This window comes from Ktedonobacteraceae bacterium, from assembly GCA_035653615.1.
In the GTDB taxonomy this organism is placed as follows: domain Bacteria; phylum Chloroflexota; class Ktedonobacteria; order Ktedonobacterales; family Ktedonobacteraceae; genus DASRBN01.
Map to the genome: position 1 here is coordinate 284,354 of DASRBN010000037.1, position 26,928 is coordinate 311,281.

A 26,928-nucleotide genomic window follows, 5' to 3' on the forward strand; every position below is an offset into this window, starting at 1 on the left:
GCGAGGATGGCCGGCATTATCCTTCGACATGCCGACCATCCTCACCTGTTTCCTGCGACAAAAGTGACTTTCCTGGGCAGACCATTATCTTATACAAGATAACATGGTTCAGGATGCGATCCGCAGGTGAGCCATGACAAAGCTTGCTGCAATATAGTACTATCAGGTACCTGAACCCGATAGCCCGTCTCTGTCTCAGCTCAATTGTGGCCGCTCGTCTCAGCTGATTGTTTGACTTAAGCCTGGTTGTATGTGATATACTCTGCGGGGTGTGATATTTCTATTTTGCCGCATAAAGTTGGTATTGTGGCGTTTAGTGTGCTACAATAGATAACTATGTTGTCCGGCTTATTCTTCTACGGCGCTACAGACGTTGAGAGAGCAGTCTGATTGTAGCCCTTGTAGGGACAGCGCCCGATGTCTGTCCTCATTGCTGAAAGAGGTTTAGGGAGCATAGATGGAGGCGAAAATACAATCGCCTACATTGGAGCAATCTACTATCGTCGAGCGTGTTGCTCGCATCGTCTCCAGTGTACGCGGGGCGAAGGCAAATTATGCCCATCTGGCCTCAGAATTAGAGCCCGCTATCCCTTTTGATATCCTTGGGATCGCACTGCTGCGTCATGATCGTCAGGCTGTGCGCGTCACCGTCTGTCAGCGCAAGGGGAATAGCTGGGTTGCTCACTATCACCAGCATCCACTCGCGGATTCGATGGTTGAGCGTATTCTAAACATGCAACGGCCCTCTTCTCCAGCAGACCTCGACCAGGCAGGCAAGAGCGTGGCCGGGCTGATTATCCAGCAGTATCCGGCCGGCCTGGATGGTTCGCCGGCACAGTGTGGTGATGCCTTGAGCGGTAATCCTCACCTGCGCGCAACTCTCATCGCTCCTCTTGTGGTAGCAGATCGCATCCTCGGCACGTTTGAACTCGGCAGTACCCGCATCAATGCGTATGACGATGAAACCTTGCGCCGTCTCATTAGCGCCGTGGCCCGCGTACTGGCCGCAGCCATAGAAAGCGCCCAGGTTGGTGGCAGCGTAGAGATTCAAGACCGGCAGCGCCAGGAACTTAAAGACGTTTCGAGCGCGCTTACTTCCGATATGGACCTTTCCGCCATCCTCAATCGTATCGTCGCCGGTATCGCCAAAGCCTTGCATGGTGCTTCAGCAATTATCATATATGAGCGGCAGACCGGACGTTTGCGCCTCCAGGCCCAGTCGGGGCTGAATACAACTCTCCTGGAAGCGGTCATTGAACAAGAAGTAGCTTCTAGCGAGCAATCTATTCTTGGTTATGCGCTACTCAAGGGCTCGCCCACCGTCTCACAGAATATCGCTGAGGATGAACGCTTTCCGCTCAGTTCTGGTTTCGCATCGAAGCTCCAGGTTCACTCGATGTTCGCCTATCCGCTTGTGATTGGCTCGACCGTCTATGGTGTGCTCTTGCTCTGCTCGCCCGAACCGGGTGGATTCACACCTCTCAAAGCCGATATTCTCTCACTCTTCGCAAGTCAGGCCAGCATTGCCATCCATCATGACATCCTCCTGCAATACTATTACCAGGATGTGGGTAATGAAGACAGGCGACTCCAGCTAGAGCGAGCGGCTATCCTTACAGAGATCGAAGCCGCTCTTGTCAGAATAGGAATTTTGGGGGATAGCAGCGCAGACTCTGGCAATGCTGGCGATACGCTCGATTTCAATCAATCGCCAGCGAAAGATCCATCTTTTTCTCAATTCAACGGGCCGGCCACAGGCTATCTAATTGAACCCCTCTTCATCGTTGATCTCACCGGGCGTTGTCTGTATGTGACACCGACTGCGGAAGCGTTTTGTCACAGGCGATTGTTGGCGCCTACCAGTCCATTAATAGAGAGCGTGGCGGGAGTGTTGCGTCCTGCCTCTTACATCTCCTTAGAAGAGGCATTCACCATCTTATTGCCCCGTATACGCAATGCCGGTGAGGTGCGAGAATATCTCCAGGCATTTGCGGTTGAGGGTCCCGGCGCCGATAATGACCTGATAAGCATGCAAAGCGAGGGAAATCACCAGAACAGGCATCTTGTGCCGGATGCCTGGGCGTCGCATATATTACGCTGCGTCATCGCCGCGGAACCAATCCGGCAAGCAACTTCTGCTGATTTCGGAACCCTTGACGATCAAACAGCGCCCGCGGATGATCTGTCCTGGCTTGATGAACCCGGTGATCTGGAGCGAGCATCGGGTAGGCCAGCGCAAAATGATGCTCCTTCGGATCGTCACTACCGGTTGAAGCGCTATCCGCTCTATAATGCACACGGCCGGTTGATAGCGAATGCCCTGCAAGCGCAAGATATCACCGAGCAGGTACGCGACGAAAAAAATCGCTCGGCGCTACTTTCCGCCGTTTCACACGAGTTGCGCACCCCGCTTACAACCATCAAAGCGGCCGTCACCGGGCTTATGCAGCCAGGTATCGAATTTGATGAAACCATGCTGCATGAGATACTTGAAGAAATTGATTCCCAGACCGATCAGCTTGATACGCTTGTCAACGCGCTGATAGACATGTCGCGCATCCGGATGGGAGCGCTGATCCTGGATAAAGAATGGTGCGATGTGCGGGAGATAGTGCATGTCACACTTTCTCGCATGCGGCATGTACTGGATGGCCGGGCCGTGCGCACGCTCTTCCAACCGCAATTACCGCTCATTCAAGCTGACTACGTACAACTGGGGCGCGTCTTCAGTAACCTGATCGAAAATGCGGCTCGCTATAGTCCACCCGGCTCAGAGATAGTCATCTCACTTGACATGGTTACGTATCATGATCTACGAGATGCCGCTGTTCCGCTCGACGAATCAGGCGCAGGGAACACATTAGGGATTCTTCGTTTCACTCAGAATGACATGCCCAGCCATGCCATTCTGAGTGAAACGAAGAATCCGAAGCTATCTCAGGGAAGCATGCCCTCCAGGGACGGAGCCTTTTTACGCGCTCAAGTAATCGATCATGGAAGCGGTGTGCCGGAGTGCGAGCGCGAGCGCATTTTCAAGCCTTTTTATAGTTTCGATCCCAAGAATAGTGGACTTGGGTTAGCTATCTGTCGTGGCATCATTGAAGCTCACCAGGGTAGCATCTGGGTAGAGCAAATGCCAGGTGGAGGTTCATGTTTCGTCTTTGTGCTGCCAAATATCTCATCGTAGGGGCCCAAGCTTGTGGTTGCCCGTCATGGTTGACTACCAGTGTAGAGTGCGGATTTATCCCGCACGTGGTTGCCTCTACACGTAACGGAGTACTATCTGCATGAAAACCAGGAGAAAATGCATACTCGTCGTCGATGATGATCCGCCTATACAGCGCATTTTGCGCCGAAATCTCATGATGAGCGGTTATGATGTCTTGATTGCAGAGGATGGCAAAGAAGCAGTAGAAATTGTGCGCATGCATCAACCAGACCTTATTCTACTCGACCTCTGGTTGCCGGGTGAAATAGATGGACTGGGTGTATGCAGGCGAGTTCGTCAATGGACGCAGACGCCTATAATCATCCTGTCTGCTCGCAAAGAGGAAAAGCAGAAAGTAGAGGCTCTCGACCTGGGTGCTGATGATTATTTAACCAAGCCTTTCAGCAATGATGAGCTACAGGCGCGCGTGCGCGCCTGCCTCAGGCGAGCCGCGGGAACTGCGGAACCAGGGAACCAGCAACAACCCGATATTTTACAGACTGAAGACGGTTATTTAAGTATGAATACGGCACGCCGTCAGGTACTGGTTGGCAGTCACGAGGTCAAACTGACGCCGACCGAGTTCGAGTTATTACGACAGCTCATGCTGCACGCGGGTAAGGTTCTAACCCATCGTGTGCTGCTGCGCTCCGTCTGGGGGCCCGAGTACGGTGAGGAAGCTGATTATCTGCGCGTCTATGTGCGACAGCTACGGGTGAAGGTCGAGGAAACGCCCTCGGACCCGCGCTATATCATTACCGAGCCGGGAGTTGGGTATGTCTTTCAAGCTCAGGTACGGACTCTGCAACAAACAGGCATGCCCTGGAATGAGAGACCTGAAATAGTACCTGGAGAGCAGGGAACGGGAAATGTGCCAGGTGGCGCAGCGGCTTTTACAAATTCGCTATCGAATGATACACATGTCATTCTGAGCGAAGTGAAGAATCTCGGTTCCTTACCTGAAAGGGAGATCGGCTAAGATGTGGAGTAGGGACTCAAGAGATTCTTCGTTGCACTCAGAATGCCATGCCCCGGATACACCCGGGTGTATCCGGGGCATGGCATTCTGAGTGCAACGAAGAGTATGATGCATCGGGGTATATATCAAAAAGTTTAACTCAACAAGTGGAAATCTTAATAAAATTTTAATATCATGACCCGAATTTTTATATACTCTTTGCTCGTAATGTCGTAAACTCCATGATGGGAGAGAAGACACTTGTATTGAGGAATTGCCTGTCATGATAACAGTCATTCCAAAAAGTTACAATACCTGAGCCTATGGTTTGTATGGCTTTCAAGGGAGAGGGAGTAGAGGATAATGGAGCTGCAAGATCAAATTATGGATGGAGACCTGCAAACGCTTGGGCTCCAATCGATCCTGAAGATGCTCGCGTTGAGTGGTAAAACTGGAACATTATTCGTACATTCCGGGCCAGAAACCATCTCTATCGGCCTGCGTAAGGGTCAGATCATGGCGGTGCGTGAAAATGAATCCACGCAGTATGATCTGCTTGGCATGCTCTGCCTGATCAATAAGCTGGACCCGCCGCGCGCCCAATCCGTGCGTGAAATGGCAAAGGGCAACATGCAGGTAGCGCTGGCGCTGCTCGTTGAAAACAACTGGATGAGCCGCGACGAAATGCAACGTCGCCTTGAATTTGCCATTACACAAACGATTAGCCATGCATTGCGCTGGGTGAACGGGCGCTTCTCGTTCCACCGCCAGCTCATTGCGATGGAGAGCAGGATGGAACCTCTGGATGTTGATACCGTCTTGTTAGAAGCTTTGCGTCAGGCCGACGAATGGGAAGAGATGAGGCAAACAACTCTCACCCGTACATCGGTCGCGCGTTGGCTGCCGGAGGTCAACAAAGATGTCCGCAACCTGGGGTTGAGCCAGGAGCACATAGAGGTGCTTTGCCTCTCCAATGGAGAAATCTCTTTGCAGGCAATGGCGCTCGTGCTGATGATGCCGGAAGCCCGTATCGCCCGTATCATGACTCATCTGCTTGAACTGCGCCTGATCGAAGTTGTCGATACCGCTCTCGAAGCAGAATTGCAGCAGGATCTTTCTAATATCATTATCATGTGCCAGCATACCCTGGCACAGCAGCGACAAAACCTTACCCCTGAACAACATCTTCTTGGATTGATAAAGACCCTTTCCCAATGTATTAATGGCTTGCTTATCCATCATGGCAAATATGCGAAAGCTCTACGCGGGCGAGGTCAATTACCTGTGCCAGAGATCGTGCGTTACCTGGAACGCCGTTTCTCGCAACCTTTACAGTTGCTATCAAAGCAGCAGTATGCTATCCTCGAAACCGCGAATTTTGTGAATGGTCAGCTTGACTGTACGGAAATCCTGAACCTGAACAAATTGGTCAAGGGGGAAAAGCTAGAGGAATTTTATTGGGAAGCGGTACTGGGCCTTGCCACGTTCTTGCGTACCGTTTTCGCAACCTTATTGAACGATGAAGTCGGCAATTCTCATACCGGTCGCCAGCTCAACGTCGTTTGGAAAACGTTCCTCAGCGAAATTGACCAGGAAATTCAACAGTACCAGCTCTATCGTGCGAATCAACATATGCAGCAGGCGCGAAACCGGCGCAATGAAGGGACGTTCCAGGCAGGCCCTGGCGTGCCCTTGCCCGGTGTATCCGGCGTATCACAGGGTCAGAATGATCTACCCTGGTCATCTGAGACGCAAAGGAGGTTAATGTGAAGATGATCGAACCGACGGTATTAGTGGTTGACGATAGTCCCACTGTGCGGAAAATTGTGCAAATGACGCTACAGCGTGAGCATATCCGGGTCATTACTGCCGGCGATGGACTGAGCGCTCTCACCTCAGTGGCGGATGAAATGCCTGCCCTCATCCTCCTCGATATCCAGTTGCCTCGTATGGATGGGTACCATATTTGCCAGATAATACGCAAAAACTTGCAGTTTCGCACAATACCTATTATTATGCTCAGTGGGAAAGATGGTTTATTCGACAAGATGCGGGGTCGGCTTGCCGGATCAACCGAATATCTTACGAAGCCCTTCGACACGGCTGAATTGATCCACACGGTCAAGAAACATCTTGTGGATTGGCAAGCACGCATGCCCCCACAACAGGAAGGTATGCGAACCCGCCTCAGACGACGTGGATAGAGGTCCCCCAAAAATAGCCATTCTTTCCTAGTGTCTGGTGCAATGGGTTGCACCTCTACAAAGGAAAGGTATACTGAAATGCCAGGGCAGAAGGTACTCGTAGTTGATGATAGTTGGACAGAGTTGACGATGATTGCGGCTCCTCTGCGCAATAACGGCTTTGAGGTAGTCACCGCCCTTGATGGCGATGAGGCCCTTGAAAAAGTCTTCAGGGAACGCCCGCAATGTATCGTACTGGACGTAGTCTTGCCCAAACAAAATGGATTTCAACTGTGTCGCAGACTCAAAAGCCTGGAAGCAAGTAAGCACATACCGATTATTTTATTGACCAGCAAGAACACGCCTCTTGACAAATCCTGGGGGTTGCGACAGGGCGCTGATATGTACATGACGAAGCCTTTTAGCGAAGACGAGCTGGTTAGTAATGTCCGTCGACTGACATAACGATGAGGAGCTTAGCATGTTGCAGCCTGATGCAAGGCAATGGTCGCAGCCAGCCGGTTCAACACCCCGTAGGGGCCGATTTACCGATCCCAACGCCGATTCATCGGCCTTGAGTTCGCCCGCCTCTGATGTGGCACGCCGGAGTGGAAGTTCTGCGGGCTTGCCATCGCTTCCTTTCGTCGTGGAAACCCTACCCGGTAATCCTAACGCGGCTGCGGATCTTGCAATGGTCGCTGCTGAGCCGGTTGAGGCGGGTGACCAGTATCTTGTCTTCACCTTGCTTGGGCAGGAGTTTGCACTGAAAGCAGAGCACATCGAGGGCGTTGAGCGCCTGGCAGATGTGACACCTGTTCCCAATGTTGCATCCTGGGTCAGCGGCGTCATAAATTTGCGTGGCTCTATTGCCTCTGTCGTCGATCTGCGTGCGTTTCTAGGGCTTGAACGGCTCCCGTATAATCCACGGACGCGCTTATTATCGGTTGAATGTAATGAGATGGTGATTTGCCTGGTGGTAGACAGCGTGAGTGATATGCTTCCTATTGCTCCTTCCACTATTGCCGCTGTTTCGCGTCAGAATAATGTTCCGTATTGGATCGCTCCCTATGCTGTGGGGAGTGTCAATTTAGGCAAGCGAGCTATCGTCATTTTAGATGCGGCTCGTCTGCTGTTCTCTGAAAAAATGCAGCACTATTCTTAATTGAAACTCGTTTCGGTCTGAATAGTTGAGGTGGTCGTAAGCTGCTACATATGCCACCGTGTTCGTCGGATACCTGTAATGGTGTCTCTATTTCAACGCTGCTTCACTGAGAGGAGGCCTGGCGGATGAATGATCGCAATACTGGCGGAATGACAATTAGCTCGCTCTTGTTTACAGGGCTTATCGTTTCAGTTGCCATTCCGGTCGCTCTAATTATTGTCCTCGGCATACTGGCCCATAGCAGTTCACCGGTATTTGTGTATGTGGATGCGCTCTGTGCTGTAGGGGTATTGCTGGGTGTCCTGGTGGTGAATTATTTTATTAAGCGCAAAATCCAGGACCGTCTTCTGGCGCTGATAGATATCTGCCGCAGCTATGCTGGGGGAGACCGTACCGTTCGTGCTACGGTCACCGGTGATGATGAATTCGCTATGCTGGCGATGTCTCTCAACACGCTTCTTGATAGCCAGGGCTTTGTCTCAGGCGCTGTCGCCTCCGGTGGTAGTGGCAGCGATGCGGCAGCTTTGCAGGCGCAGATTGAGAAATTGCTACAGGAAGTCAGCGCCGTTGGTGATGGTGACCTGCGCGTACAGGCCGAAGTGACGCCAGATACCCTGGGTGTACTGGCCGATTCCTTCAACTACATGATCGAAGAGCTTGCGAAGGTCGTTGGACGCGTGCAGGCGACTGCCGTACAGGTGACGAATGCTACCCGTCGTATCCTGGATCGCTCGGCTGAACTGGCGCAGGCCTCTGAAACACAGGTGACGCAGATTTCGCAGACTACCCAGGCAGTAGAAGCCCTGGCCGTCTTTATCCAGAATGTGGCCCGCAATGCTCAGTTGAGTACCGAAGCAGCGCAGGAAGCGTTGCGTAACGCCGATTCCGGTCAGCAAGCGGTACGTCAATCAATCCAGGGTATGACGGTTATTCGCGAGAACGTCCAGGAAACTTCTAAGAAGATCAAGCGACTTGGCGAGCGCTCGAATGAAATCGGTGAAATCGTGCGTATCATCGAAGATATCGCCGATCAGACAAACCTGCTTGCGCTCAACGCTGCCATCCAGTCCGCCATGGCAGGTGAGCATGGACGAGGATTTGCTGTAGTCGCCGATGAAATCCGCCTGCTTGCTGAACGCTCAACCGAATCAACGAAGCGTATTGCCACACTGGTCAAGAGTATTCAGGGCGATACGTTTGAAGCGGTCGTCGCAATGGAAGATAGCACGCAGGAAGTGGTCAAGGGTTCGCAACTTGCTGACGACGCCGGACGCGCGCTCAACTCGATTTATGCTGCTGTAGAACGCCAGGCGCAAATGATTGAGAGTATTGCACGGGCCGCTGTCGAGCAGGCCAGTGTCTCCGAAAGTGTCGCTGTCGCTATGGGTCAGATTTCCGAGATCACCAGGCAGACCAATGCCGGAACCCAGGAAGCTGCGATGAGCGTTAGCTATCTTTCCGAACTGGTCGATCAATTGCGTGCCTCGGTCTCCACCTTCCGCCTACCGGAGCGCAACAACGAGATGGTTGAGGTATTCCCAGCCATGTCATCCGGCGTACCGGCCTTGACCGCCGCCAGCACCAGCGGAGAGCATTACTTCCAACAAGATATGGATGTGAATAGAGATTGGAACCAGGGCTTTTCCTCCGATTTCCTGCCGGTTCCGCAGGCGCCAGAGGCGGGACATTCCGGGCCCTTCCAATTCGCGTTTAATAATCAGCAGGAATTCTCCAATCCGCCGGGTTTCCCGACTCCTCCCCAATCAAATGGGCAGCAGGCACCATCTCCTAATGGTCAGCAATTTGGGAGCTACCAGGCAGGTATGGCGGGACAGCGAGGACCCCAATTCGGGAGCCAGCCCCAGCCGCAGGGCCTTCCCGGCCAGCCGTTCGGATCTTATCCGTCTTTTGACAGGATGGGTAGTTTCGATAGCCAGCCCGGGTTCGATGCCCAGCAGCAATTTGGTCCCGTACCCGATTCCGGCTCCGGCATGCGAAATGATGGCAATCAAAGCCAGCCACTATTTCCGCCTGCCGGTCAGAATCCAGGCATGCAACAGCAGCAGGGGCAATCGGTCGTAACGCCTCGCCCGCGTTGGAGAACTCCTCAACAGGGTCAAGCATCATTTGGACAGGACCAGGTTCCATTCCCTAACAATGGATTTGGACAGTAGGGGTGACCTTTGTGGTTGCCCTCCCGAGTTTCAATCAAGCGTGTGATAGAAACGGATGGATGTGAAATGCGAGGGGCCTTTGTGGTCACCTCGCCTATCCGGCCAGCGCGGTCTATAGAGAGAAATTTTCAGGCCTATTCCCGGACATATGGATGCAGTTGTAATCATAACGGGAACCAGGAGAAGATCCTTTACACGGCTTGACAATGAAACTAGAGAAGTGGGTGCGCGAAGTATGTCGAATACATTTGATAAATCATCTGTTCTCGCCTCCTTTATTGAAGAGGTGAATTCGTATTTGCCTGAAATCGAGACCAACCTGGCGCGCCTGGCAGAGATGCCCGGCGACATGGATGCTCTTGAGGAGACATATCGCCGCACTCATACCATCGGTGGTTCCGCTTCAATGATGGATTTCCCCGGTTTATCGCATGTCGCACATGGGATGGAGGATATTCTCGGCGATGTGATAGATGGGGTAGCCGAGCTTGATCAACCAACGATAGCGCTTTTGCAGCGTTCTCTCGCGCGCCTGCATCGCCTTGTAGATGGCATAAATCAAGGAATTGACCAGGATGCCGTGATTGCGGAGGATGACGCCGATTATACCCAGTATCGTGTAGCGATCGAAGCTGCTGCTCGCGCCGGAAATACTAGTGCCGCCGGCACAGGATCGGAAGAACAACTTCAAGGCATTGCGGCATCAGTGGCTCCCGGCGTATCGATGCCTTCACTTGAGGAAGTGCTGGCTTCTTTCCGCACTCCTGAAGTGGTTGCAGGAGAGGCAGTGGCATGGCCGGAAGAGCCTGCGCCGGTTGCTTACGCTGATATGCCTGCAAAGCGGGATTCCTCACCGCTTCAAACACCAACCCAGGAATTCATCCAGGAACAACCGCAAGTACCAACAGCGCCTGCACAGCCAGGAGCATTGGAGCTACTTGTTGCTTCATCACGCCAGCCTTCCGCCCCCCTCGATAACCCTCCGGTTACACCACGGGCGTCACTGCAAGATGACTGGGGGCATGACGCCGCAGGATCTACCGGTAAGAGGGAAGCTGCGCAACCAACATCTCCACTCTCGCCGGTTACTGGAACAGGCGTGGGGAACAGGTCTATCATGCCCACGGCGGGATCGTCTTCCTTGACCCCGACGGACGTAGACCAGGGTCCGATTGCCACGGTTTACAATGAGATGCAGGCTGAAGTGCAGGTGCTGGATGAACAGGCTTCTTCATTGAAGCGCACATTAACCCAGCTGCGCCTGGCCGTATCAGTTATTGAAGCCCAGCGCGCAGAATTTCGTGGCTTTCTAGATGGCTCCAAAGATGCGCTCGATCGCATGGAGGAATGGGCCGGGAAAGCTATGGGCCTCAATCTGCGCAATAGTCCTGAGCAGGTCCGGCGTTATCTCCCACTTTCAGTCATGTGGGTAGCAAACAACAAGCTCAAGAAAGTGCTTGAGTTGCTTGTGCAAATGACGAGCGGCGTAGAGTTGACGGATGAGCAGATGCAAATAGCTTTGCAGCAGTTACATGCGTCTATACAGACATGCGGAAGCATTTTCGAGCAACTGCAATCCGGTTCCTCTGCGTCCCTGTTCGCCCATGATCCCGGTTGGACGCACTGGGAGATGCAAATTCCGCCCGAAAACGAAGGCTTGCGGGAACGTGTCACATTTGAGCGTCGTGGTGACCTTGCTGCTATCCGCGCCGAGATAGAAGAGCGGTTGCGCGAAGAACTGCGCCAGGAATATGAGGCTCGCCCGTTCACACTGGCCGCTCGCGCCGAATTAGAACAGCAGATACGCAACGAGGTGCGCGAAGAGTTCGAGGCCAGGCGTCAATTGCAGGAAACTGTTGCCGGTTCTGGGCATCAGGAAACATTGGAAGAAATAAAAGCCCGGCTGCGCAGCGAGATAGAAATTGAAGTACGCCGCGAGTTCCTCAGCCAGCTTACCGGGGAAATGGAAGATGCCACCGAAGTAGCGTTTCCTGGCTCGCCACAGCCTGCCGCATTCGTGCCACCCGCTCCGGCTCCGATGGTAATGCCGCCGCCGCTATCGCCTGCATCATCACCATCTGCTGCTTCCTCTGTAATGAACGACTTTGGTGAGGAAGCGGCTGAACTCTTCCGCCTGGAAGCTGAAGAGCACCTGCAGACGATTAGCGTACATGTGGCTGAACTTGAAAATGCGCCTGCTGACCGCAATCCCATCCAGGCCATCCGGCGCGCTACTCACACGCTCAAGGGCGCTGCCGGAATGATGGGCTTCCGTATGATTGCGGACCTGTGCCATATTCTGGAAGACCTCCTGGATAGCATCATAGAGGAGGCAATTTCAATTTCACCAACCGTTGTGAGCATTATTCTGGATACGACGGAATTGTTGGATGCGCTCGTAAATGGTAAGGGAAGTGCAAGCGAGCATGAGAATGCCCTACAGGAGCTTCGTGGCCGTTATGTGCAGGTGCTTGGTGAGCAGTCTCCGCTGGTAAGTAACGTCGACGAGGAGATTGCAGCTGCCATCGAGGAAAGGGAATCTTCCATGATGGAGGCTGCCGCGGTTACAGGTGTTGTTGCCAGCACGCCGCAGGCTGAAGCCGAGCCACAGGCTCAGGCACGCACAGACCTCAGCGTGCGCGTTCCACTACAAAAACTTGACGAACTGGTCAACCTCTTTGGAGAGTTACTCGTTAACCGTAGTGCCCTTGAGGAGCGCCTGCAGCGTCTCATGCGCCTGGTAGCAGACGCCGAGGTCAGCAGTAATCGCCTGCGCGATGTGGGTCAGAAGCTGGATAGTCGTTTTGAAGCCGCGACACTGCCGAGTGGCCGTTCGGTGCAGGTGATGCCTGGGGAAGGAGACCAGAGCTTCAGTCACAATGGCGACAATGGCAAGGGTGCCGGTAAGCGCGTCGAACCTTCATACCTGGCCGAATTTGATGAGTTGGAGCTTGACCGTTATACCGAATTTCACCAGCTTGCACGCGGATTGAGCGAGGGTATTTCGGATATGACCACCCTCAGCAGTGAGATGGAAGCCATCATCCGCGATTGTGAAAGCGTCTTCAGGCGTGAGAGTCGTCTCAGTACCACGTTCCAGGATCGTTTGATGAAGGCTCGCCTGGTGCCCCTTTCCACAATGATCCCGCGCCTCTATCGCACAGCCCGTGCGGTTGCGCTGAAGCAGCACAAAGAGTTCGAGTTTGTCCTTGAAGGTCAGGAGACTGAGGTTGATCGTACCGTCATCGAGGAAATCGCTGGACCGCTCCTGCACCTGATACGCAATGCTGTCAACCATGCCATAGAAACACCCGAAGTGCGTGTGCAGAAAGGCAAGCCCCCAGCCGGCCAGATCAAGCTATCTGCCGCATATGAGGGGAACCAGGTCATTATCACGGTGCGTGATGATGGCACAGGCATTGATCCTGAAAAGGTACGCAATGAAGCCATCGCGCGTGGCTTTATCCGCGCTGATCAGGCCTTGAGCGACAGTGACCTGGTAGAACTTATCTTCCGCCCCGGATTCTCAACCGCGGAAGTGTTGAGTGAGGAGAGCGGACGAGGTGTAGGTCTTGATGTTGTGCGAGATAGCGTTTCGCGGCTCAGAGGCGCGCTTGAGGTCGAATCGATGCCCGGCCAGGGGACAGCTTTCACAATGAAATTCCCGACCAGCCTGGCGATTCAGAGCGTCATGATGGTACTGGTTGGTGAGCAACAATTCGCCATTCCGACAGTGATGGTTGAGTCTATTGGTCGCCTTGATAACTTCAAGTACTCGACCTACGGTGGACGACCCGCGATCCTCGTGCAGAACGATCTCTATCCTCTAAATTCTCTCGCGCAGTTGCTCGGACTACCGGAGAAAGAACCTGATGAAAGAGGACCCATCGTACTCGTTCACACGGACCGCCAGCGTGTGGCATTGATGGTTGATGCTATCAAGGGCAAGATGGATATCGTGATGAAGAATCTCGGCCCTCACCTGCGTCACGTGCATGGTATTGCCGGCGGGTCGGTACTCGGTAATGGGCGTGTAGTGCTCATTCTTGAGTTGCGCGAACTGCTTTCTCCGCGTGTAAGCGTGACGACCAGCACTGCTAATGTGCCCGGCCAGGTGACAAGGCGAGAAAGCACTGCCATGTCGCCAGCGCAGCAAGCGGCACCCAGCATGCCAATTCAGGCCCCGGTACCTGCTGAACGCCAGGTTATTGGGACTACAACGAGTGCGCCCAGACCTCCGGCTAAACAGGCTGCTACACCCCCGCGTGGTAAGTATATACTGGTGGTGGATGATAGCCCAAGTGTTCGCCGTGTGGTAGGCAACATGCTCAAACAGCATGGTTGGGAGGTTCAGCTCGCGCGAGACGGCGTTGAGGCCCTCGAAATGATTACTCGTGAAACACCGCTTGCCGTGCTACTCGATATCGAAATGCCGCGCATGGACGGCTACGAATTGATGGCCACTGTACGCGCGCAGGAGCAGTATCGCACGCTACCCATCGTCATATTGACCTCGCGCGCCGCTACCAAGCACCAGCAGCGCGCCATGCAGTTGGGAGCGAGCGGTTACCTGGTCAAGCCATACCAGGATGAAGAAATGCTCAATCTCCTCAACACGCTGGTCTACGGCGCAACTGTGTAGGGGCGACCCTTGTGGTCGCCCGTTCCGGTCCCCCGTTGGTTGGTTAGCCAGGAGCAAGTTATGGGTGTTGAACGTGCAGTAACCCGCTGGTATGCAAAGCGCCATGTAATCATGGACGAAATCGCGACTTTAGAGGCGAAGCTCTCGCAAATGCAGCAGGAAGGACAGGAGCCAGGTCGCAAAGAGAGAGCTGCCGTCGAAGAACAGCTTGTGGCAGCGCGGGCAAAATTGCTCGCGTTAGGCCCCTGTCCCAAACCAATGATGGGTTAGCGGGCAATAGCCTCGGCGATCAACCTGCCCATCTCCTTTGTTCCCACCGTTTTCTTTCCACCCTGGCCCAGATCCTCTGTCCGGTAACCCGCCTCAATAACCTGCGACACCGCGGCTTCAATCGTCTCTGCCTCTTGCAGCAGTCCAAATGAATAGCGCAGCATTAATGCGCTCGTCAAAATGGCGGCAATCGGATTCGCTTTATCCTGCCCCGTGATATCGGGAGCAGTACCGTGGATTGGCTCGTAAAGGCCGAAGAACCCGTAAGCCGTCTCTCTTGTACCCAGGCTGGCCGAAGGAAGCATGCCCATCGAGCCTGCCAGCATAGAAGCCTCGTCGGTAAGGATGTCCCCGAACATATTCTCGGTCACGATCACATCAAACGCCGCCGGTCGTCGAATGAGCTGCATCGCGCATGTATCTACCAGCAAATGTTCAAGCGATACATCAGGATAATCGGCGGCGATACGCCCGGCGGTTCGTCGCCAGAGCCGCGAGGAACTGAGCACATTAGCCTTATCCACCGAGGTCACTTTCTTCCTCCGCCCGCGCGCCAGTTCAAAAGCCGTGCGCATGATACGCTCAATCTCCGCCTCGGTGTAGATCAACGTATCAATCGCCTCAAGCCCTTGCCCGGTTTCGCGAATCTCGCTCGGCTTGCCGTAATAAAGCCCACCCGTCAACTCGCGTACCACCAGCAAATCGGTCCCTTTCAGAAATTCTGATTTGATAGTTGAAGCATCAAGCAAAGCATCGAGCGGGCGTACCGGGCGCAGGTTAGCAAAAAGCTCGAGGTCTTTGCGCAAGCGGAACAGCGCCCGTTCCGGCTGCACTTTCGAGTTTGGCCCCTCGAAGCGCGCCGTTCCACCCACAGCCCCGAACAGTATCGCATCGCTGCGCTGGCACAGCTCCATCGTCGCATCAGAAATAGCATCGCCCTCGGCCTCGATAGCTGCTACTCCCACCAGTGCCTCTGTCATATTGAAAGTATGCCCAAAGCGATCAGCGACGACGTGCAGTACCTGTACCGCCTGCCCGATGACCTCCGGCCCAATGCCATCGCCGGGCAGGACCGCGATTGTGTAGGTTCCCACTTTTTATTGCTCCTCCGGTGTTTCAAGCATCAAAAATCTCTGTTGGTACCCGCGGCTGCGTTAATTGGATTCTAACTGGTATCTTGACTTTCTGTCAAATGTCCTGTATGGGCGCGCCCGGTTAACTCCCTATCCAAAATCCCACCCTCTTTCCCATCCTTTGGCGGGTGCTAACCCAACCTGGCAATAGGTACACTGTTTCCAACAAGATAAACAGCATGCTTCATATGCATCTATTCGATGCGAGTTTTCTCGTCTTATCCGAAAGGAAGCAAAAATCATGTTACAGGGTTCTGTCACTCCATTAGCGGCGGATCTCAAGCCGCCGTCTGCTTTGCTTCAGTCTTTTCTTACCGTCCAACCAGTGTTTTTTGAGTCTCAATACCGGCATGGAGGAAAGTCATGACTCACCCACACACGACCACATCGACCGCTGAAGCCGCCGTGAAGAGCGTTTCGACCGCCCCTACCCCCCATAGCAGGACAGCGCCGGGAACACGGGGCAACCTCCTGCTGGGTAGCGCCAGAGCTTTACAACGTGATGCCCTGGCGTTTTATACCGGTATGGCCCACCGCTACGGAGATGTTGTACGCACGCGCCTCCTTTTCTGGCCGACGTACCTGGTCTTTCACCCGGATGGAGTGCGGCACATCTTGCAGGAGAACCATCAGAACTATGATCGCGACCTCTTTTTGTACAAAGGTCTGCGGCCCTTTTTTGGCGAAGGTCTGGGAACCTCTTCCGGCCCCTCCTGGTTGTACCATCGCCGCCTGATGCAGCCAGCCTTTCATCGCACCCGGCTAGAGGCCCTGGCAACGTTGATGACCGGGACCATTGCCAATCTGCTAGCAGGCTGGCAAACAGCAGCTGAACAGGAACGGCCTCTAGAAATGAGCCAGGAGATGCTCAGGCTGGCGCTGGGCATTCTCGGCCAGACCCTCTTCAGAGTAGACCTTTCTGATGAGACCGATTCCATCGCCCAGGCGTTTACTGACCTGCTGGCGCTGCTGGGAGAGTATCTCTACCTGCCTTTTCCGCCGCTCAGCGTTCCAACCCCGCGCAATCGGCGCATGCAGGCTCGCTTGCACGCCCTCAATGCCATCGTGCAGCGCCTGATTGAGGAGCGACGCCAGTCGCGGGCAAGAGAGTACGATCTGCTCTCATTGTTGATCGAGGCGCAGGATGAGGAGTCAGGGCAGGGATTGAGCGACCGGCAGTTGCGTGACGAAATATTCACCCTGCTCTTTGCCGGACATGAAACAACGGCCAATACGCTGACCTGGGCCTTGTACCTGCTCGCGCAACATCCTGAGGAGCAGCAGCGCGTCAAGGCGGAGGTTGATAGCGTCCTGGCGGGCCAGGTTCCAACCGTCAATCAACTCCGCTCGCTGCCTTATACACGCATGGTTCTGGAGGAGACGCTGCGGCTCTATCCTCCCGCGGTCACGATTCCACGCCGGGCTATCACCGGTGACGTGATCGGCGGCCTTGACATTCCGGCCAACAGCCTGGTCTTCCTCAATCCCTACGTCACACATCGTCATCCCGATTTCTGGGAGCAGCCAGAGGTCTTTGACCCACAGAGGTTCACGCCAGAGCGCGTAGCTGCCCGCCATCGCTTCGCCTACTTCCCCTTTGGCGGAGGACCTCATCTCTGTATTGGGCAGCACTTCGCTATGATGGAGTCACATCTGGCGCTGGCAATGATAGTGCAACGCTACCACTTGAGCCTGCTTCCCGGCCAGCGTATTGAACCGCGAGCAATGGTAGCACTCCGTCCATCTCCCAGTGTGCAGATAATGCTGCATAGTGTATAGTGTCGTTCCACATCACTTTTTCGGGCGTGATAGTATACTGCTCCTATCCTCCTCTTGCTCAGCTTTTTAGAATGGGAACGCCTGTATGGGGGCAAGCTCTTGCCCCCATACAACATTTAAGGCGCTACGGGAATTGGCTCGTTGATACTGCCGAAATTGTAAGGACAGAGAGGGCCTACGTTTGCAACATAGACCAGCGATTTATCAGATGGCCTGTAATAAAAGTAGAAGCTTTGACTACCATCGACATTATCTGTTCCCCAGGCCAGATCGTATGTACCCTGCTTTACGGGCTTGAAGGTAAATGTGCCATCCGGCTTTATGACTACGGTAGGCGCTCCGGCAATCAACTGGAAAAATTGAGCGTCGGGGATATTCGCGTAAAGCCCTTGCGCTAAAACGGCCAGAGGCGTGAGCGCCGAACCCTTTGGCACAGGCGTTGTGAAGCGCCCTATCACTTCCTGCGGTGCTTTGAGCGCAATGCTGGCCTGCTGCCCCTCGGGCGTGTCACCAAACTTCGAAGCAAGTTCCTGATACGTCGGGATGGCGCTTGAACATGAGCTTACAAGTTGCTGCTTGCCCTCGCCAAAAAGCGCTTTGGCGAAATCTTCGTGATCCTTCTGCGCTTCAGGAGATTTCGGGAACAGGGTAGCGAGCGTCTGAAATGAATTGGCAGCGTCGGCATATTGCTGGGCCGTAAGCTGTGTTTCGGCCAGATCATAGTATGCCGTCGCGGAGAGCGCGCTGGCCTCTGCCTGGCAGTTAGCATTGCAGTAGGACAGGTTGAGCAAATCACCGAAATGAGTGACCGCATCATTGTAATCGTGCTGCTGCGATGCCTGTTTGCCCCAATTCAGGTACGCGGTGATGCTATCTGCCTGGGCACGCGTTACCTCACCGGTCGCTGCCTGGAAAGAAGTTAGTACGATATTGAATTTGTCAATGGCCGCGGAGTAATGTTGTGTATTGCTTAGCTGCTCTCCCCATTCATCATAGATACGGGCGATATTGCCCGAGGTGGGAGCATGCTCGCCGGCCAGTTGAAATTCATTGATCGCACTCTGCCATTGCTGCTGGCCCTCATAAAAGCGCCCTTGCACCTGGTGGATTGTTGCTTGCTGGGTGAGGCCAAAACCGCTCACGGCCAGGAGAATCGCCACAAGTAGTCCGGCGCTGATGAACTGGGAGCGGCGTTTCGGATTGCTCCTGGCAGCCATGCCTGCCAGTGTACGCACGATTGCAGCCAGCAGGATGAGTATGGCGAGAATGCCTCCAACAATACCTGCTCGCGTTGCCCCTGCTGCCCAATCGCTGCCCGTGAAGAATAGCGCCGCAAGGACAGCCACACCTGCAACGATGCTGAGAATAAATGCCCAGACAGGCAAGGGCCGGGCAATTGCCCGCACTCGTGGCTCGCCCGCGGTCGGAGACGTAGGAGGCATGGCAGACGGAGGAACAAATGGCGCCGGTATTTGCATATCCGGTAACGCCCCTGACCCCTGGTTTGCCGGCTCCTGTCGATAAAGAGAGGGGTATGCAGCCGGCGACCCGGGTGATTGAAATCCATCCGAAAGGTAACCCGAACTGGATGGAGTGGGCTGAATTTGAAGGGGGGATGCGCCCTGAATATCGGGCTGAGCTGCCAGCACAGTGGGTTCTGAGAAGGAAAATTGCTCGAAAAGCTGACCTGGCCCGGCAGATTCCCCGTTCTGAGCATTTCCTGATGGAGGGGTGGCATAAGGAAAACCGGCTCGAGCAGTTAAAGTGGGCGCATCTACTATGCCGGACTGGGCCTGTATAGTGGGTACATCTGAAAATGGTATTTGCTCGTGGCCGGTAGGCGAATTTGCCTCCAGTAGAACTGGTGCATTTACCTGAAAGGGTGATGATAATACCGGGGAATCTACCTGCTTCTCTAATGGCATGCCGCACATGCGGCAAAACATTGCCGTATCAGGATTTTTCTCCCCACAATGGATGCAAAACATTCAAATCCTCCAACTTTTGCTTTGAGCTGATACGCTCCATTTTTAGCGAATGTAGGCAGATAAATAACCGGATAACCATAATAGGGATGAGAAAAGGTATCGACGAGTTTGCAAACCGCTGCGTTTATATGTTACATGAAAATCACAACAAATACAATAGACTCTGCTTGCTTTTTTTCAACTGAGAAGCTGCCCTTAATAAGCAAAGAATAGCAGAATGACACGATTTGAGATAAAAACAATAAAAATGATGCTTCTGAATTCAGGTCTAGTAGTACTTGATGAAGGACAAAGATCAAGTATCAAGCGGTTCTAAAGGATATCCACGCCAGGTACAGAAGTCCTATTGCCTCTTATATTCTGGTCGAGTGGTCAATCATGGGGCTTCGTGCTATAATAGGGGCAAGATGAAAGGTGCATAAACAGCTCTTTTTCTTGTTGGCCTTCGCTCTCTAAGCCCGAGGGCCATACGAACAGCGCTTGCGCTAAAGCATAACTGAGCAGTGGTGCTGCTAAACCACTGCGTAGGAGTTTTAGATTATGAGCAGCGAAAATAAAGCCAATGGGGACGCGGTGTTTTCAACCACACGCCGCAAGGCCGTACCAATTATTATGGCAAGAGGTCCCCAGGAGTACGTGCCAGGAGACCAGGAACTGCCGGTTCAGCTTACCAGCCTGGCAGATATGATACAATGGGCGCAAAACTGGCCTCGCTCGAAGTCAGTCTGGCCGCTGGGATATGGGCTGGCCTGCTGCGCTATTGAGATGATCGCCTCGGCCTCTGCTCCCCAATATGATCTCTCGCGTTTCGGCTCGGAGGTCTTTCGATCCAGCCCGCGCCAGGCCGACTTGATGATCGTGGCCGGAACCGTTTCGGTAAAGATGGGCCCGCGCCTGCGCCTGCTGTGGGAGCAGATGCCAGACCCGAAGTGGGTGCTGAGCATGGGTCAATGTGCCAACTCAGGCGGCGAATTTTATGACAGTTACTATACCGTCCAGGGCGTTGATACGATTGTTCCGGTCGATGTCTATGTGCCGGGTTGCCCTCCTCGTCCAGAGGCGCTCATTGAGGGTATCCTCAAGCTGCGCGAGAAGATTCTCAAGCAGGGTTTGAAGATTCAGGGCGAGAAGGAAATTGAGGTGTAGTGTATGCGTGGTATTCTTGAGGGCATGAGCCTGACCTTCAGCCACATGTTCAGGCCCAAACTGACCCGCTTATATCCTTATGAAAAACCAAAACTGCCCCCGCGCAGCCGTGGTCTGATCCAGCTCATCGCGGAAGAGGGCCTTGGCACCGAATACAATCTGAAGTGCGAGGCCTGCCTGCTCTGCGAAAAAGCGTGCCCGCCGCGTGCCATCACCATCGAATATGAACCGATGCATACGTTCAAAAAGCGTCCATGGTTCCAATCCTATATTCGCGAGGGCGCGGATAAGTATAGCACGCATCCTATACCGCCCGCGTCCGGGGCATCTAAAGCCGGTTTTTATACCACACGTATGTCTGAATATGCCGTAGAGTATCATAATAAGCCCGTAGCTCCATGCGTCGCCATGCCCGTCAAAGACTACCTGGAGCCTGAAATAGACCTCAGTAAAGTTGATGAGTTACTGGAAACATGGCCGCAAGAGGCAGGCGCGTTGCCTTCGCTTCTGGATGCCGTTATGGATATCTATGGCTATATGCCTCTACAGGCGGCAAAACGTATCGTCCAGGTGCGCGGCGTCGATTTGAGCGATATCTTCGGTATCGCTACTATGAGTCCGAAATTTAAGCCAGCCCCGGCTGTCAAAGGCATACGCCGCGATGATCAGCCCATCCGTGGCCTGTCGCCCGCTACACGTGGCAAATGGGGTAATATTAATCATGTGAGGCAACCAGATGCCTGATTTTGATTCTTCTTATCGTGTATTACGGAGGCGCGGCGAGCCTGACCTGCGCTCGCTCGACTCCTATCGCCGGGCCGGTGGCTACAGCGCCCTCGAAAAAGCCATTCGCGAGCAAACGCCTGAGCAGGTCATCCAGCAGGTGATCGATGCGAAGTTGCGTGGCCGCGGCGGCGCAGGTCGGCTCACCGGCGAAAAAATGCGCATCGTGAGCCGTCAGGAAGATGATTTCCGCTACGTTATCTGCAATGCCTACGACGCCGATCCGCGCTCGTGGGCGGCGCGTTCGATGATGCAACGCAATCCGCACCTGGTTATCGAAGGCGTAGTGCTTGCCGCTTATGCTGTTGGAGCAAGGGAAGCGTATATTTTTACACGCAGCTTCTTCAAGGAAGGAATCGATGCCATCCAGCAGGCGCTGGCGGATGCTCTCGAAGCCAATCTTGTGGGACGCGATATCCTGGGTATGGACTTCAGTTGTACCATCAATGTGCTGGGCGTCGATCAGGGTTTCATGGGCGGAGAGGAAACGGTGCAGATTGCCGTCATTAAGGGCCGCCGTGGTATGCCCGAGCAGCGACCGCCATATCCCGCCCAGTATGGCCTCTGGGATAAGCCAACGCTCGTCGATTGCATCGAGACGCTGGCAAACATTCCCCTCATCATTCGTGATGGTGTGCAGGCATTTACCAGTATCGGTACAGCCACGACCAGCGGTACCAAAGTGCTGACGGTCTATGACTATGTGCCCGATAGCGAGCCGAAGCTGGTGGAAGTTCCTTTTGGCGCGACCCTACGTGAGATTTTGCGTCATGCCGGATACAGCCGTCCGGACAGCGATTTGCAGGCCATCATCGTCGGTGGGGCCGAAGGCGGCGCGCTGCCACCTTCATTGCTCGATACGCCGTTTGACTATGATGCGCTGGAAGAGGCAGGCGCTATTGTGGGTTCCGGCATTCTCGAATTGCTTCCTGCCAATACCTGTATGGTAGGATGGTCCAGGGAGCGCAGCAGTTATTTGAGCAAAGAGTCCTGCGGCAAGTGCGTGCCATGCCGCATCGGCATGAAACGTGTAACCGGCATCCTGGAAGGCATTATCAGCGATCTTGGCGTCAAATCTGACCTGGATATGCTGGACGAATTTGCTGAATATATCCCTGCGGGTTCGCTATGCGCGTTTGGCGTGCTAGCCCCAAATGCCTATAAGACGGCCAGGCGCTACTGGCCTGAACATTTTCGCATGCATGTCGAGGAGTTGCAGTGTCCGACCGGTACGTGCCTTCCTGTGCGCGCGCACCGTTTTATCACCAAACATGTGTTACCCTGAAGGCACAATATACTGTGCCCGTCTAAATAAAGCGGAGTCGTGGACGTTTTAATGGAGTTTAACAAATTAATCGGGTAATAGAAAGCAACGCGGCGAAGCCCCGTAGGGCCGATCAATCGGCTCCCATGCTTGCCCAATTATACGTTATATCCATAAAAGACGCCCCTATTAAAGAGGAATTCTATGGCTGTATCGATCCGAGATAATCTTTCTCCCATACAGACATCGCCGCAGCCGGTGGTGCGCAATGACGTTGGGCACTCATCCTTCACGCTCACCATCGACGGCAAGACCGTGCAGGCCTACGAGAATCAGACCTTGCTCAGTGTGGCGGTCGACAACGGCATTACCGATATCCCGAATATGTGTAATGACGAAAAGTTGGAGCCGACCGCGACCTGTCGCATGTGCCTGGTGCATATCGAGGGTGTAAAACAGCCCTTGCCGTCGTGTACGACACCGGCGCTTCCCGGCATGGTTGTGACGACAAAGTCGGATGAGTTGTTCCACATCCGGCGTACAAACCTGGAGATGTTGCTCTCCGACCACAATGCCTACTGCCAGCCTCCCTGCCAGGCGGATTGCCCAACGCATATCGACATTCCGGGATACCTGGAACTGATAGCGAAAGGTTCGATGAAAGAGGCGGCGCGACTGGTCAAGGAAGTGCTGCCATTCCCTTATATCCTGGGGTTGACCTGCCCGGCTCCCTGTCAGAAGGCCTGCCGCCGCGGACTCGTTGAGGAAGAGATAGCGATCTGTCGCATGCATGGTCACGCCGCCGAAACCTGCCTGCTCGACCCGCCGCATCCTTTCGTGAAGGACCCGCCAACGGGCAAGAAGGTTGCCATTGTTGGCGCGGGACCGGCAGGACTCACCTGCGCCTACTACCTCGCCTTGAAAGGCCACTACTGCAAGGTCTTTGACCAGCAACCGCAGCCGGGTGGTCAATTGCGCTACGGCATCCCTGAATACCGTCTTCAGAAAGACATGATGGACCGCGAGATTGATCATGTCTGGTCGCTGGGTGTGGATGCGCAGTACAACGTCAGGCTCGGGCGCGATTTTACCATCGATGACCTGTTTGCCCAGGGCTTTGATGCCATCTACCTGGGTATCGGAGCCTGGACCAGCAACAAGCTGAATATGGAAGGCGAAGATGCCGAAGGATTCGTCAACGCCATCTCCTATCTCTCCGAAAAGGTTGAAGGCAAGCCGGTGCCGGTGAAGGAAGGCGATGAGGTCGTAGTCTATGGCGGCGGATTCACGGCCTACGACTGCACTCGAACCTCACTGCGCCTGGGAGCGAAAGTGCATACGCTCTATTACCGCACGCGCTCGGATATCACGGCGACTTTTGAAGAGGTTGAGGACGGCATCAACGAGGGCACCGACCTGCAAGTCCAGACCATGATCCAGAAAATCCTGGTCGAGGATGGCAAGGTCAAAGGCGTTCAATGCGTGAAAACGAAGCCTGGCGAACCCGACGCGCGTGGCCGGCGACGGCCCGTACCGGTGCAAGGTTCGGAGTTCGTCATTAACTGCAACGCGGTTATCCCTGCCGTGGGCCAGGCCGTCCAGCAAGATGTGCTTGAGGACAAGTCCGGCGTCAAGTTTACCAAGCATGGTACCATTCAGACTAATCCGCATAACTTCATGACAGACCGCGCAGGTGTCTTTGCCGGTGGTGATGCCCAGATGGGCGCGAAGACCATCATTGAGTGCGTCGGACAGGGCAAGCTCGGTGCTCGCTCGATACACGCGTACCTCAGTGGCGAGGATATGAAAGAAGTGGCGCGACGCCTGGAACTGGAAGAGCGTCACCCAGATCTCTTTGATATCGTCCCCTATAAGCCCGTCGAGCCGAAAGTGAAGATGCCGATGCTGCCCTACGAAGACCGCAAGCGCAACTTCAGAATCATCGAGATGGGCTATATGCAGGAACAGGCGGAGCGCGAAGCCGCTCGTTGCTTGCAGTGCGCGTGCCCTGCTGCCGGGCAGTGCGACCTGCAAAAGTATAGTATCGAGCATGGTCTGGCGGATAACCGCTTCCACGATGGCGAACCAACCGACTATCATGATTATGATATGGACCTGTCGCACAGCTTTATCCTGCGCGATCCCAACAAGTGCATCAACTGTACGCAGTGCGTGCGGGTCTGCCATGATGTGATTGGCCCCGACTGTTATGGCATGTTCGGCAAGGGCTTCGACACCATCGTATCCACGCCGTTCAACGTCAGCCTGCATGATACCGACTGCGTCTCCTGTGGCGCGTGCGTGCAGGTCTGCCCGACCGGTTCCTTGATGATGGCCGAGCGTTACCTGAAACGCTACGCCTTCGCGCTGGATCGCTGCATCTTCTGTGGCGACTGCGTAGAGGTCTGTCCTCACGGAGCATTGGGTGAGACGCCGAACTTCGAGCTCTCGTTCTTCAATCGCTTTGGCCCCGATGTCACACTCGACAAAGGCGACCTGGCGACTGCGCCGGACTACCTGGTGCGCCAGCGCCTGCCGCGCAGTAAAAAGAACCTGCCCGTGATGAGCCCTCTGGTGCGCCCGCTGCCGCCGCGTGGCATCAGGGAATAACGTAATATGGTTTCACCAGGGCGACCGCGAGGGTGCGCCCCTATCCGCCACAGGCGAATACCACGTGGCGGATAGGGGCGCACCCTCGCGGTCGCCCTTAGATTCTCTTCATCTTCTTCCCTTGCTTCGTGTTACAATAACAATAGTCAGTAATCCATTATCCATTAAGTAAACAAGGAGCGATTCTATGGCTGGCCAGCGAACATTGCAGTTCCCGCGCGGCTTTTTATGGGGAACAGCATCTTCATCGTATCAATGTGAGGGTGGAAATACGAACGATCAATGGTATCGCTGGGAGCAACAGGGCCATATTCTCACCAGAGAACATGCTGGAGATGCCTGCGACTGGTGGCACAACGCGGAAAGCGATTTTGAGTGGGCCGAGCAGATGGAGAACAATGCCCTGCGCCTGAGCATCGAGTGGAGTCGCATTGAGCCGCAAGAGGGACAATGGAATAGCGCCGCCATAGACCGTTACCGGCAGATGCTCGCGGATTTGCACCGTCGCCACATGAAACCTTTCGTCACCCTGCATCACTTCACCGACCCATTGTGGTTTGCCGACCGTGGTGGTTTTGCCAACGAGCGTAACATTTTTTATTTTATCCGCTATGTTACCTATGTCGTGCAGTCGTTGCAGGACCTGTGCGACTTCTGGCTCACGATCAACGAACCGAACGTCTACGCTTTTATGGGATATGTACTTGGCTCGTATCCCCCGGGTGAGCATAATATTAGTCTCGCTCTACGTGTTCTGCGCAACCTGGTGCAGGCCCATGTCGAGGCATTCTATGCCATCCGACGCGCGCAGCCACAATCCGAGATTGGCTATTGCCTCGATTACCGTCTGTTCGATCCGGCCAGCATTTTTTCGCTGCTCGATACGCTTGTTGCGGGTGCTCATGACGAGTTCTTCAACTGGGCAGCATTAGAGGCAGCCGAGACCGGTCGCTTTCCGTTTCCCCTGAAAATGATGCTGTCACCTGTCCCACATGCATCCGGCACGCGTGATTACCATGGCGTGAACTATTACACCCGCGATATCGTGCGCTTCGACCCCACACGCCCGGCGGATTTTTTCGCTCGTCGCTACGTGAAGCCTGGCGCGCTGCATAATGACCCCGGTTTAGAAGGAAACTTCGGCGAAATTTATCCAGAGGGTATCTATCGCGTCTTGAAAGATGTCTACCGGCGCACGCGAGGCAACAAGCCGCTCTACGTTACTGAGAACGGCTTCAGCGATACACTCGATGACCGCCGTCCAAGGGCTATCCTTGAACATCTTGCCATGGTACATCGAGCCATCCGCGAGGGTATACCTGTGCGGGGCTATTTTCACTGGACACTGGTTGATAACTTTGAATGGAGCGAAGGCTGGGGAGCTCGCTTCGGCCTGATCGAACTCGACCCTCGCACGCAGAGGCGCGCACCAAGGCCGAGCGCGAGCATGTTCGGGGAAATCTGCCGTGCCAATGCCATCACCGAAAGCATTGTCGAGCGTTACGCGCCCGAAGCCATGGGTTTCATTTTTCCCCAATCCAATTCCGAACTGGCAAGGAGCGCCAGTGTATAAGATTTCGTTGTCTCATACAGCTGACCAGCGCTTCCTATACCGAAGATGCTCCATG

At 54.3% G+C, this 26,928-nt stretch carries 17 protein-coding genes; 15 read left to right on the plus strand and 2 right to left on the minus strand.

Annotated elements, in window-relative coordinates:
- Positions 1 to 457: 457 nt before the first annotated feature.
- The 9 genes from VFA09_22350 (at position 458) to VFA09_22390 (ending at position 14,597) form a co-directional block, all read left to right on the plus strand.
- On the plus strand, positions 458 to 3,187 hold the full coding sequence (locus tag VFA09_22350; protein ID HZU70029.1) for a GAF domain-containing protein: 2,730 nt from the start codon (positions 458 to 460) through the stop codon (positions 3,185 to 3,187).
- A 100-nt stretch (positions 3,188 to 3,287) separates the two neighbouring features.
- Positions 3,288 to 4,187, plus strand: coding sequence for a response regulator transcription factor (locus VFA09_22355; GenBank protein ID HZU70030.1), 900 nt, complete (start codon positions 3,288 to 3,290; stop codon positions 4,185 to 4,187).
- A 342-nt stretch (positions 4,188 to 4,529) separates the two neighbouring features.
- Positions 4,530 to 5,936: a DUF4388 domain-containing protein gene (locus tag VFA09_22360; GenBank protein HZU70031.1), complete on the plus strand. Its 1,407-nt coding sequence runs from the start codon at positions 4,530 to 4,532 to the stop codon at positions 5,934 to 5,936.
- Between the two features lie 2 nt (positions 5,937 to 5,938).
- On the plus strand, positions 5,939 to 6,370 hold the full coding sequence (locus VFA09_22365; protein ID HZU70032.1) for a response regulator: 432 nt from the start codon (positions 5,939 to 5,941) through the stop codon (positions 6,368 to 6,370).
- A 78-nt stretch (positions 6,371 to 6,448) separates the two neighbouring features.
- Positions 6,449 to 6,814, plus strand: a complete 366-nt coding sequence (locus VFA09_22370) for a response regulator (GenBank protein ID HZU70033.1) — start codon at positions 6,449 to 6,451, stop codon at positions 6,812 to 6,814.
- Positions 6,815 to 6,830: 16 nt separating this feature from the next.
- Complete coding sequence (locus VFA09_22375) at positions 6,831 to 7,511, plus strand: chemotaxis protein CheW (protein HZU70034.1); 681 nt, start codon at positions 6,831 to 6,833, stop codon at positions 7,509 to 7,511.
- A gap of 125 nt (positions 7,512 to 7,636) precedes the next feature.
- Positions 7,637 to 9,685, plus strand: a complete 2,049-nt coding sequence (locus tag VFA09_22380; GenBank protein HZU70035.1) for a methyl-accepting chemotaxis protein — start codon at positions 7,637 to 7,639, stop codon at positions 9,683 to 9,685.
- Positions 9,686 to 9,920: 235 nt separating this feature from the next.
- Entirely contained in the window at positions 9,921 to 14,327 is a 4,407-nt protein-coding gene (locus VFA09_22385; GenBank protein HZU70036.1) for an Hpt domain-containing protein, read from the plus strand.
- A 60-nt stretch (positions 14,328 to 14,387) separates the two neighbouring features.
- On the plus strand, positions 14,388 to 14,597 hold the full coding sequence (locus tag VFA09_22390) for a hypothetical protein (GenBank protein ID HZU70037.1): 210 nt from the start codon (positions 14,388 to 14,390) through the stop codon (positions 14,595 to 14,597).
- Here VFA09_22390 and leuB read toward each other — a convergent pair.
- The gene (leuB, locus tag VFA09_22395; GenBank protein HZU70038.1) at positions 14,594 to 15,691 is read right to left on the minus strand and encodes a 3-isopropylmalate dehydrogenase; all 1,098 of its coding nucleotides are present in this window, start codon (positions 15,689 to 15,691) and stop codon (positions 14,594 to 14,596) included. The genes VFA09_22390 and leuB overlap by 4 nt on opposite strands.
- A 402-nt stretch (positions 15,692 to 16,093) precedes the next feature.
- Between leuB and VFA09_22400 the strand changes: the two genes are divergently transcribed.
- Positions 16,094 to 17,509 carry a cytochrome P450 gene (locus tag VFA09_22400; protein ID HZU70039.1) on the plus strand — a complete coding sequence of 472 codons (1,416 nt, stop codon included), beginning with the start codon at positions 16,094 to 16,096 and terminating at the stop codon, positions 17,507 to 17,509.
- 116 nt (positions 17,510 to 17,625) lie between these two features.
- On the opposite strand, the gene VFA09_22405 is transcribed toward VFA09_22400, so the two are convergent.
- Positions 17,626 to 19,497 (minus strand): zinc-ribbon domain-containing protein, encoded by a 1,872-nt coding sequence (locus tag VFA09_22405; protein ID HZU70040.1) that lies wholly within the window; start codon positions 19,495 to 19,497, stop codon positions 17,626 to 17,628.
- 540 nt (positions 19,498 to 20,037) lie between these two features.
- Between VFA09_22405 and VFA09_22410 the strand changes: the two genes are divergently transcribed.
- The 5 genes from VFA09_22410 (at position 20,038) to VFA09_22430 (ending at position 26,873) form a co-directional block, all read left to right on the plus strand.
- Positions 20,038 to 20,643: an NADH-quinone oxidoreductase subunit B family protein gene (locus VFA09_22410; GenBank protein HZU70041.1), complete on the plus strand. Its 606-nt coding sequence runs from the start codon at positions 20,038 to 20,040 to the stop codon at positions 20,641 to 20,643.
- A 3-nt stretch (positions 20,644 to 20,646) separates the two neighbouring features.
- A complete protein-coding gene (locus VFA09_22415; GenBank protein HZU70042.1) occupies positions 20,647 to 21,387 on the plus strand; it encodes a hypothetical protein in 741 nt (246 codons plus the stop codon).
- Positions 21,380 to 22,711 carry an NADH-ubiquinone oxidoreductase-F iron-sulfur binding region domain-containing protein gene (locus VFA09_22420; protein ID HZU70043.1) on the plus strand — a complete coding sequence of 444 codons (1,332 nt, stop codon included), beginning with the start codon at positions 21,380 to 21,382 and terminating at the stop codon, positions 22,709 to 22,711. Before VFA09_22415 ends, VFA09_22420 begins: the two co-directional genes overlap by 8 nt.
- Before the next feature lie 183 nt (positions 22,712 to 22,894).
- Positions 22,895 to 25,300 carry an FAD-dependent oxidoreductase gene (locus VFA09_22425; GenBank protein HZU70044.1) on the plus strand — a complete coding sequence of 802 codons (2,406 nt, stop codon included), beginning with the start codon at positions 22,895 to 22,897 and terminating at the stop codon, positions 25,298 to 25,300.
- 187 nt (positions 25,301 to 25,487) lie between these two features.
- Positions 25,488 to 26,873 (plus strand): glycoside hydrolase family 1 protein, encoded by a 1,386-nt coding sequence (locus tag VFA09_22430; GenBank protein HZU70045.1) that lies wholly within the window; start codon positions 25,488 to 25,490, stop codon positions 26,871 to 26,873.
- Positions 26,874 to 26,928 lie beyond the last annotated feature (55 nt).

Coding starts and splice junctions, on each gene's coding strand:
- VFA09_22350 (HZU70029.1), top strand. CDS start 458: ATGGAGGCGAAAATACAATCGCCTACATTGGAGCAATCTACTATCGTC.
- VFA09_22355 (HZU70030.1), top strand. CDS start 3,288: ATGAAAACCAGGAGAAAATGCATACTCGTCGTCGATGATGATCCGCCT.
- VFA09_22360 (HZU70031.1), top strand. CDS start 4,530: ATGGAGCTGCAAGATCAAATTATGGATGGAGACCTGCAAACGCTTGGG.
- VFA09_22365 (HZU70032.1), top strand. CDS start 5,939: ATGATCGAACCGACGGTATTAGTGGTTGACGATAGTCCCACTGTGCGG.
- VFA09_22370 (HZU70033.1), top strand. CDS start 6,449: ATGCCAGGGCAGAAGGTACTCGTAGTTGATGATAGTTGGACAGAGTTG.
- VFA09_22375 (HZU70034.1), top strand. CDS start 6,831: ATGTTGCAGCCTGATGCAAGGCAATGGTCGCAGCCAGCCGGTTCAACA.
- VFA09_22380 (HZU70035.1), top strand. CDS start 7,637: ATGAATGATCGCAATACTGGCGGAATGACAATTAGCTCGCTCTTGTTT.
- VFA09_22385 (HZU70036.1), top strand. CDS start 9,921: ATGTCGAATACATTTGATAAATCATCTGTTCTCGCCTCCTTTATTGAA.
- VFA09_22390 (HZU70037.1), top strand. CDS start 14,388: ATGGGTGTTGAACGTGCAGTAACCCGCTGGTATGCAAAGCGCCATGTA.
- VFA09_22400 (HZU70039.1), top strand. CDS start 16,094: ATGACTCACCCACACACGACCACATCGACCGCTGAAGCCGCCGTGAAG.
- VFA09_22405 (HZU70040.1), bottom strand. CDS start 19,497: ATGTTTTGCATCCATTGTGGGGAGAAAAATCCTGATACGGCAATGTTT.
- VFA09_22410 (HZU70041.1), top strand. CDS start 20,038: ATGAGCAGCGAAAATAAAGCCAATGGGGACGCGGTGTTTTCAACCACA.
- VFA09_22415 (HZU70042.1), top strand. CDS start 20,647: ATGCGTGGTATTCTTGAGGGCATGAGCCTGACCTTCAGCCACATGTTC.
- VFA09_22420 (HZU70043.1), top strand. CDS start 21,380: ATGCCTGATTTTGATTCTTCTTATCGTGTATTACGGAGGCGCGGCGAG.
- VFA09_22425 (HZU70044.1), top strand. CDS start 22,895: ATGGCTGTATCGATCCGAGATAATCTTTCTCCCATACAGACATCGCCG.
- VFA09_22430 (HZU70045.1), top strand. CDS start 25,488: ATGGCTGGCCAGCGAACATTGCAGTTCCCGCGCGGCTTTTTATGGGGA.